The organism is Kitasatospora phosalacinea (genome assembly GCF_000717185.1).
Taxonomy (GTDB): Bacteria; Actinomycetota; Actinomycetes; order Streptomycetales; family Streptomycetaceae; genus Kitasatospora; species Kitasatospora phosalacinea_A.
The window spans coordinates 1-6,283 of the sequence record NZ_JNYE01000171.1; the positions used below are offsets into that span (position 1 = coordinate 1).

Genomic DNA, 6,283 nt, shown 5'->3' on the forward strand with positions numbered 1-6,283 from the left:
GCCCGGAAAACACCACACTCACAAGCTCGTTGACATCACGCACACCATGCCAACGACGCCCGTCACCCTTCGTTACCACCGATTACGGGACAGAGCCGGAGGTCTGACACCCCCTCGGGCGCGGCCCGGCCCCGGGTGGTTAAGGTCGGAGCATGAGCGCCCGCTACCTCCTCCCGTACGCGCCCGACGCGATCGGTGGCCTGCCCGTCGGCCTCGACGCCCTCGTCTGGGACGGGGACGGGCCGGTGCCACCGGACGCGGAACTGCGGGAGGTGGAGTTCTTCTGCCTGCCCTACATGCGGCACGCCGTCGCGCTCCCGCTGCTCGGGCGCCTGCCGTCGCTGAAGGTCGTCCAGACGCTCACCGCCGGGATGGACGACGTGCTGCCGCACGTGCCGGACGGGGTCGTCGCGTGCAACGCGCGCGGGCTGCACGACGCCAGCACCGCCGAGCTGGCGGTGACGCTGGTCCTCGCCTCGCTGCGGGGCGTCCCGCACTTCACCCGGCTCCAGGACCGGGGGCACTGGCAGCAGGAGTTCCACCAGTCCCTCGCCGACAAGACCGTGCTGATCCTCGGCTACGGCTCGATCGGCCGCGCGCTCGCCGCCCGGTTGGAGCCCTTCGAGTGCGAGGTCGTCCGGGTCGCGCGCCGGGCCCGGCCCGACGAAGGGGTGCACGGCACGGAGGAGTTGACGGCGCTGCTGCCGTCCGCGGACGTCGTCGTGCTGCTGACCCCGCTGACCGCGGAGAGCCGCCACCTCGTCGACGCCGGGTTCCTGGCCCGGATGAAGGACGGCGCGCTGCTCGTCAACGTCGCCCGCGGCCCCGTCGTCGACACCCCGGCGCTCCTCGCCGAACTCACCGCGCAGCGCCTGCGGGCCGCGCTCGACGTCACCGACCCCGAGCCGCTGCCCGCCGACCACCCGCTCTGGCACGCCCCCGGCGTGCTGATCACCCCGCACGTCGGCGGCCCCAGCAGCGCCTTCCTGCCACGGGCCAAGCGCACGCTGCGCCGACAGGTCCTGCGCTTCGAGAACGGCGAACCGCTCGCCCCCGGGCACTGACGGGACGGGCCGCGCCGCCCCGGCCGCGTCGGCAGCCGCCCCGGCCGCTGCGCGCCGCCGCCCCCGGCCGCCGCCGGGTCACGAACAGATCATGGTTGTCCGGACCGTCCGCGGGGACCGATAGCCTGTGGGCCGTGACGGACACGGGTGGGACGCTGATCGGTGGGCGGTACCGGCTGATCGAGCCGGTCGGGCGCGGCGGGATGGGCCGGGTCTGGCGGGGGCGGGACGAGACCTTGCACCGGGAGGTCGCGGTCAAGGAGATCCTGTTCCCGGCCGGGCTCGACGAGGACCAGCGGGAGCTGCTGCTCCAACGGGTGATGCGGGAGGCGCGGGTCGCCGCCGGGCTCAACCACCCCGGGATCATCACGGTGTTCGACGTGGTGGAGCACGACGGCGCCCCGGTGATCGTGATGGAGTTCGTGGTCGGCACCTCGCTGGCCGCCACCGTCCGGGACCAGGGCCGACTGGCCGCGCCGCGGGTCGCCGAGATCGGCCTGGCCGTGCTGGACGCGCTGAGCGCCGCGCACGCCGCGGGCGTCGTCCACCGGGACCTGAAGCCCGACAACATCCTGCTCAGCGGCAACCGCGTGGTGCTCACCGACTTCGGCATCGCCAGCATCGCCGACGCCACGATGTCCCTCACCAGCACCGGAACGCTGCTCGGCACCCCGGCCTACATGGCGCCCGAGCAGCTCGACGGCAAGCCCGCCACCCCGGCCTCCGACCTGTGGTCGCTGGGCGCGACCCTGCACACCGCGGTCGAGGGCGAAGCGCCGTTCGCCGCCGACACCCTGACGGCCCTGTACGTCGCCATCCTCACCCAGCCGCCGCGGCCGTCCCGGTTCGCCGGCCCGCTCGCCCCCGCGCTGCTGGGCCTGCTGGTCAAGGACCCCGGGCTGCGGCTGAGCGCCGAACAGACCGCCCGCACCCTGACCGCGGCAGCCCAGCCCGCGCCCGCGCCCGCGGCCCCGCCCGCCCCGCCCGTCCCCGCGCACCACGGGACGGTCCGCGACGCCACCCCGGCGCCGTCCGTCCCATCCGTCCCGCCCGCCCCGCTCGCGCCGCCGCCGTTCCCGGCGACCCCGCCGGCCGTGCCGACGCCGACGCCGACACCGGCCCAGGGGCAGGGGCAGGGCCAGGGCCAGCTCCAGGACGCGAGGCCCGAGATCCCCGCCCAGCTCCAGGCACCGAGCCCGGTGCCGCTGCCGGCGCCACCGCGGGCGGACACCCCGAACCCGTACGCCTCGCCCGCCCCGTTCCCGAACCCGTACGCGACGCCGCTGCCGCCGGTGCTGACGACGCCGGTTCCGGCCGTCGCCCCCGGCGGGCCCGGCAGGCGGCGCCGGATGCTGCTGTTCGGGGCGCTCGGGGTGATCGCCGCGGTGGTGCCCGCGAGCATCCTGGTGGTGAACACGCTGGGGAACAAGAAGGACCCGGGGGACAACGGCGGCGGCGGTGGCAGCACGGCCTCGGCCTCGCCGTCGCCGTCGGACGGCGGGGGCGACCCGACCACCACCGTGGCGTACAACGCGGCGGTCGACCACGTGCTGAACCCGTCCGAGGAGAAGGGCGGCACCCTGGAGCTCGGCACCCCCATCGACCTGGACTCGCTGGACCCGGCGCGCGGCTACTCCGGCTTCACCTGGAACTTCCAGCGCCTCTACGCCCGCACCCTGTTCACGTACGACGGCAAGCCGGGCCAGGCCGGGGCGGTCGTGGTGCCGGACCTGGCGGCCGCCGCGCCGGACGTCTCCGCCGACGGGAAGACGTACACCGTCCGGCTGCGCTCCGGGCTGAAGTTCGAGGACGGCACGCCCATCACCGCCAAGGACGTCAAGTACGGCATCGAGCGGTCCTTCGACCAGGACGTGCTGTTCGGCGGCTCGACGCTGCTGGCCGAGCAGCTCGACCAAGGGCAGGGCTACAAGGGCCCGTACAGCGACAGCGACCCGAACGGGCTGGGCCTGAAGTCGGTGCGCACGCCGGACGACCTCACGCTGGTGTTCGTCCTGGCCAAGCCGAACGCCGACTTCCCGTACCTGCTGACCGGGGGTGCCACCGCGCCCGTCCCGAAGGCCGCCGACACCCGCGACAAGTACGCCGAGAAGCCGGTCTCCTCGGGGCCGTACCGGTTCCGCAGCGTGCAGGTCGGCAAGAGCTACGAGCTGGAGCGCAACCCCGCCTGGACCCGGGCGGGCGACCCGCTGCGCAAGGCGCTGCCGGACCGGATCCGACTGACCGTCAGCAGCAGCGCCGACGAGATCGACGCCAAGCTGCTCGCCGGCGACCTCGACCTCGACCTGTCGCAGGGCGGCCTGCAGGCCGCCGCCCGGGCCAGGGTGCTCGCCGACCCCGAGCTGAAGGCGAACGCCGACGACCCGGCCACCGGCACCCTGCGCTACGTGGCGATCGTCCCGGCGGTCGCGCCGTTCGACAACCAGCACTGCCGCAACGCCGTGCTGTACGCGGCCGACCCCGCCGCCCTGCGGACCGCGCGCGGCGGCCCGGACGCGGGCGAACTGACCGGCTCGATGCTGGTGCCGACCGTCACCGGCTGGGACGACTACGACCCGTACGGCCTCAAGGACGGCGAGCCCGACCAGGCCAAGGCCAAGGCCGAACTCGCCGCCTGCGGCAAGCCCGACGGCTTCGCCGTGACCCTGGCCGTCCGCTCCGACAACCCCAAGGAGCAGGCGGTGGCGCAGGTCCTGCAGAACTCGCTCAAGGCGGTCGGCATCAGCGTGACCGTTGACGGCTACGACCTCGGGAAGTTCTACGGCACCATCGGTTCGCCGAGCACCGTCAAGTCCAAGGGCTACGGGCTGATCGTGTCCGGCTGGGCCCCCGACTACCCGTCGGGCGGCGTCTTCCTCCAGGACCTCGCCGACGGCCGGCGCATCCGCGACACCGGGAACCGCAACTTCCCCGGCATCAACGACCCCGAGGTCAACGGCTGGTTCGACCAGGCCGCGCTGCAGGGCGACCCGACCAAGGCCGTCGACCTCTACCGGAAGATCAACCACAAGGTCACCGACGGCGCCTACTACCTTCCGTACCTCGCCAACCACGCGCTGAACTACCGCAACCCGCGCCTGACCAACGTCTACGTCACCGACGCCTACGGCGGCGTCGACCTCCAGGCGCTGGGCGTCTCCGACGGCGGGTGACCCACCGCCGGGCGGCATCCGGCGCTGGAGACGCGGGCGGGGCGGGTCCATCGCCGTCGCACCCGCACCTCCAGAACCGGCACCGGCGCCGGAACCGTCAGCGGCTCCGCCTCCGTGACCGGCTCCGCCTCCGTGACCGGGGCAGTCGCCCGCCGGGTCAGTCGCCCACCGACCCCACCAGCGTGACCATGACCTCGACCGCCCGGCGGTCCGTCAGCCCCTGTTCCCGGCAGAGCGAACGCCAGGTCGAGAACGCCGCTGCATGGCCGATCACCGCCCGCCGGGTGTGCTGCTCACCCGCCACCGGCCACGCGTCGGCCAGCACTCCGACGCAGTGCCTGTTCCTCGCCTCCCAGGCCTCGCGGATCGCGTCGGGTGCCGCGTGCAGGTCGCGGCTGACCAGCGTCAGCATCTGCTCGCCCGCGCGGTAGAAGCGGTAGAGGTCGGCGAGTCCGGCCGTCAGCCGTTCGACCGGGTCCCCGATCGCCTCCCACGTCTCGGGCCGGGGCGGTTGCTGCTGCGACAGCCAGTGCCCCGAGCAGGCCTGGAACAGCGCGGTCTCGTCGGGGAAGTGCCGGTAGACGGTCAGCCGGGTGACCCCGGCGCGCTCGGCGATCGCCGCGATGCTCGTCGCCGCCGGGCCCGCGGTGCCGTGCAGGTGCACGGCGGCCTCGACGATGCGCTGCCGCGTCCGCCCCACGTCCTCGGCGCGTTTGCGCATCTCGTAGCCACGCGTTTTCGATGAACGCTGCTGTTCACTCACCTGTTGACGCCCTGCGGTCCGCGGCGGAGACTTTTCAAGAGAACACCAGTGTATCTTGAAATTGCGTGGAGGAGTGATCGCCATGACAGAGCCGTCGGCCCCGTCACTCACCGTCGTCCGCCCCGGCGAGGGAGGCGAGGGCGACCTCGGCTCGATCGGGGTCGCCTTCAAGCTCTGGGGCGCCGACACCAACGGCGCGGTCTCCGTCGTGGAGCACCCCTTCCCGGTCGGCGCACTGGTGCCGCCGCACCTGCACACCCGGGAGGACGAGTACTCGATCGTCACCGAGGGCGAGATCGGCTTCCGGTCCGGCGACCGCGAGGTCGTCCTGGGAGCCGGCGGCTACATCACCAAGCCGCGCGGGGAACTGCACGCGATGTGGAACGCCGGTCCCGTCCCGGCCCGGATGATCGAGGTCATCAGCCCGGCCGGCTTCGAGCACTTCTTCCGCGAACTGGCCGAGATGCTCGCCGACGGCCCCCCGCCGTCCGAGGACGCGCTACCCGCGCTCGCCGCCGAGTACGGGCTCCAGCTCGGGCAACCCGACTGGCTGCCCGACGTCATCGCGCGGTACGACCTGACTCCGCCGTTCGGCGCCTGAACGACACGGGGTCGCTCACGCAGCCGCAGCCGCAGCCGCTCGCCCGTCACCCGGCCCCCGGTACGAGTCGGCACGCCTCCAGGACCAGGGCCAGGTCGACCAGGGCGCGCAGGCGGTCGAGCCCTCGCAGTCCAGCCAGACCTCCAGCGCGTCCAACGCGTCCAGCGCGTCCAGCAGGGAGGCGCGGTCGGCGGGGCCCAGTTCCAGGACTGGGCCGAGCACCTTCGCCGTGATGCCCGCCCCCGGGTTCGGGCGGGCCGCCGGTCGGTCGTCCAGCGGGGCCGACTCGCCCTCGTGCCGGGCCCTCCCCAACGCGAGTCCGGCCGACTCCTCGGCCCGGACGGCCTCGCCGAGGCCCTCGACGACCGGGCTGACGCCGTCCCGCTCGCCGCGACCCGCGCCAGCAGGTCCGCCACGGGCCGGTCCCCCAACAGGGCCACCACCGCCTGCCCCGCCTCGCCCCCCCCGGCGCCGACGCCCTGACCGCCCTCGCCGCCGAAGCAGCCCCCACCACCCGCCGCCACCGCCTCGCCGCCCTGCACTGACCCACCGCCGGGCCCGGCAGCACGCCGACCGGGTCCGGTGTCGGGGAGGAGCCCTAGGTGTTCTGTCCTGTGAGGTTGGGGACGCGGCTGGCGGGTGGTTGGCCGGCGAGTGCGGTGTGTCCGCGGTGGTGATTGTAGGT

Annotated in this window: 5 protein-coding genes; 3 read left to right on the forward strand and 2 right to left on the reverse strand. The window is 74.1% G+C overall.

From position 1 onward, the window contains the following. Window positions 1-152: 152 nt before the first annotated feature. Together OO57_RS38880 and OO57_RS40185 are read left to right on the forward strand one after the other, a co-directional pair. Window positions 153-1,064 carry a 2-hydroxyacid dehydrogenase gene (locus OO57_RS38880; protein ID WP_106974213.1) on the forward strand — a complete coding sequence of 304 codons (912 nt, stop codon included), beginning with the start codon at window positions 153-155 and terminating at the stop codon, window positions 1,062-1,064. A gap of 134 nt (window positions 1,065-1,198) precedes the next feature. Beyond that, complete coding sequence (locus OO57_RS40185; RefSeq protein WP_051778724.1) at window positions 1,199-4,234, forward strand: ABC transporter substrate-binding protein; 3,036 nt, start codon at window positions 1,199-1,201, stop codon at window positions 4,232-4,234. A 157-nt stretch (window positions 4,235-4,391) separates the two neighbouring features. On the opposite strand, the gene OO57_RS36795 is transcribed toward OO57_RS40185, so the two are convergent. Further along, window positions 4,392-4,955: a TetR/AcrR family transcriptional regulator gene (locus OO57_RS36795; protein ID WP_033257202.1), complete on the reverse strand. Its 564-nt coding sequence runs from the start codon at window positions 4,953-4,955 to the stop codon at window positions 4,392-4,394. 124 nt (window positions 4,956-5,079) lie between these two features. On the opposite strand from OO57_RS36795, the gene OO57_RS36800 reads away from it, so the two are divergent. Beyond that, the gene (locus OO57_RS36800; protein ID WP_033257203.1) at window positions 5,080-5,598 is read left to right on the forward strand and encodes a cupin domain-containing protein; all 519 of its coding nucleotides are present in this window, start codon (window positions 5,080-5,082) and stop codon (window positions 5,596-5,598) included. A 15-nt stretch (window positions 5,599-5,613) separates the two neighbouring features. On the opposite strand, the gene OO57_RS36805 is transcribed toward OO57_RS36800, so the two are convergent. Further along, window positions 5,614-5,820 carry a hypothetical protein gene (locus OO57_RS36805; RefSeq protein ID WP_158715372.1) on the reverse strand — a complete coding sequence of 69 codons (207 nt, stop codon included), beginning with the start codon at window positions 5,818-5,820 and terminating at the stop codon, window positions 5,614-5,616. Between the last annotated feature and the right edge of the window lie 463 nt (window positions 5,821-6,283).

What these genes read in the sequence shown, in the direction of transcription:
- OO57_RS38880 (WP_106974213.1), top strand. Translation starts at nt 153, where the DNA reads ATGAGCGCCCGCTACCTCCTCCCGTACGCGCCCGACGCGATCGGTGGC.
- OO57_RS36795 (WP_033257202.1), bottom strand. Translation starts at nt 4,955, where the DNA reads ATGCGCAAACGCGCCGAGGACGTGGGGCGGACGCGGCAGCGCATCGTC.
- OO57_RS36800 (WP_033257203.1), top strand. Translation starts at nt 5,080, where the DNA reads ATGACAGAGCCGTCGGCCCCGTCACTCACCGTCGTCCGCCCCGGCGAG.